Origin of the sequence: Protofrankia sp. CiP1_Cm_nod2 (genome assembly GCF_920664355.1) — a bacterium.
Lineage (GTDB): Bacteria > Actinomycetota > Actinomycetes > Frankiales > Frankiaceae > Protofrankia.
In genome coordinates this window covers 2,028-2,831 of sequence record NZ_CAKKTL010000324.1, presented here as the reverse complement: position 1 = coordinate 2,831, position 804 = coordinate 2,028, and the positions used below count along the sequence as shown (strand labels likewise).

The 804-nt window shown below is 75.4% G+C and carries 1 protein-coding gene; it reads right to left on the bottom strand.

Annotation, left to right across the window (positions count from 1 at the left end):
* Positions 1-804: ketoacyl-synthetase C-terminal extension domain-containing protein (locus tag NBW84_RS22655; RefSeq protein ID WP_445548823.1), on the bottom strand; the 804-nt coding region annotated here is incomplete at both ends.

The following is an 804-nucleotide window of genomic DNA, read 5'->3' as shown; positions in this document are numbered from 1 at the left end:
CTACGGCGGCACGGTGGTCGAAGACGGTACGGGTGGTCGCCAGCGACAGCCCGACGTCGGCGGGACGGGCGTCCGGCCGGGTGAACACGGCGTCGTGCAGCCTGGCCGCGGCCGTCCGTAGCGCCGGCTCGCCGCGCGCGGACAGCGTCCACAGCACCGGCGCCGCCCCGTCCGCGCCGGAGCCGTCGGACCGGCCGGATCCAGCGGTGCCACTGGTGGAACCGGTGGAACCGGCGGTGGAACCGGCGATGACGGCAGTGTCCGGCGTGCTCCCGCTCGGCTTCCCGTCCGCCTCGGGTGTGCTCCCGGCGTCGGCCGTGCCCGCGCCTGGCGCGCTCCTGCCGAACGCGCTCTCAGCGGGCGTGCCGGCGGCCTCGGGCGTGTTGTCGCCGGCTGTGTTCCCGGTGTTCCCGATGGTCTCATCCGCGGGTGGGGCCTGTTCGAGGATGACGTGGGCGTTGGTGCCGCTGATCCCGAAGGCGGAGACGGCGGCCCGTCGCGGCCGGTCGACGTCGGGCCAGGGGCGGGTCTCGGTGATCAGTTCGACGGCGCCGGTGGTCCAGTCGACGTGCGGGGACGGGGCGTCGACGTGCAGGGTCTTCGGCAGGACGCCACGCCGCAGCGCACCGACCACGCTGATCACCCCGGTGATGCCGGCGGCGGCCTGGGTATGGCCGATGTTGGACTTGACCGAGCCGAGCAGCAGCGGCCGGCCGGCGGGGCGGTGCTGGCCGTAGGTGGCGAGCAGGGCCTGGGCCTCGATGGGGTCGCCGAGGGTGGTGCCGGTGCCGTGGGCCTCGACGA